Below are 1,013 nucleotides of genomic sequence, written 5' to 3'. Positions count from 1 at the left end.
CGGCCGGTCGTCCAGAGCCCGTACGGACCCGTCCTCGCGGAGGAAGACGTGATCGGGACCAAGGTCCGCGCCCTCGCCGACCGCGGAGCGCCCCGCGACCTGATCGACGTATTTTGCGGCCTCACACCGCCGGCCCAATGCCGAGCTCGAGGAGTTCGGCCGCCGCCACGCCCGTGGCCGCTTCGAGCACGAGGATCTCCAGGCGAACCTGACGGGCGCCGAGTGGACCGACGACGAAGCCTTCGCCGCCTACGGACTCGATGAGGCCACCATCACCGCACACCGCGCCCGGGCTTTGCAGTGGGCCGACGACCTCGCGGCCCGCCTCCTCGAAGCGTCAAGCGATCCGGACACCGACTGAACATCACACGACCAGCAAGACCAGCACCAATCTGGTCGGTGCGGTCCTGATCAGTTCCCTCCTCATACCCCTCCGCACACCGCGACCGTGCGAGGGCATGGACACCAAGACGTCGGCAAGAAGTCGACGACGACCGTGTCCTCCGGACTTCATGCGGCAGCTCGGTACGCCGCCAGATCGAGGACAATGCCGGTGACGGTGCCTTCCCGGCCGCCAGACGCGGGAATGCCACCAAGGCCGGGAGCGTGACCACGAGGAAGTCCATACATGGATCTTTGCTCCGGACGTACCGGGTGAGCAGGCCGAACCCGGGCACGACTTCAAGGCTGTTCGACGGGACACTGGAGCGGACCCGTGGGGCGCTGGAGATCGCCGGTGACGACCCGGACCCTGCGGGCGGCGCCGGAGAAGGGTGCAGAGGGTTCGCACACGAGCGGGCAAGACGGACCGACTGTGCTGCCCGACACCGCGGCGGCAGCCGCCACGACAGGCCGGGACTCGGAGGCGCTCCAAACCGTCATCCATGCCGGCAGAGCCTCCCCACCCAGCCGCCCGGACAGGCGCGCGCCTCCACCCGCCTCCCTGCTCTCGCGCCGATTGCGCAGGGCACCGGCCGGGCTCGTCGGCAGCATCTTGGGGGGGGCGCCGTGAC

Annotated in this window: 1 protein-coding gene; it reads right to left on the bottom strand. The window is 69.8% G+C overall.

Annotated features, from left to right (window positions below; genetic code table 11):
- Positions 1–121: 121 nt before the first annotated feature.
- Complete coding sequence (locus tag ACWELJ_RS34245) at positions 122–283, bottom strand: hypothetical protein (RefSeq protein ID WP_452370196.1); 162 nt, start codon at positions 281–283, stop codon at positions 122–124.
- Positions 284–1,013: the final 730 nt, after the last annotated feature.

This window comes from Nocardia sp. NPDC004582, assembly GCF_053602115.1.
The sequence above is the reverse complement of the archived record's forward strand: the minus strand, read 5'-3'. Positions and strand labels throughout refer to the sequence as shown.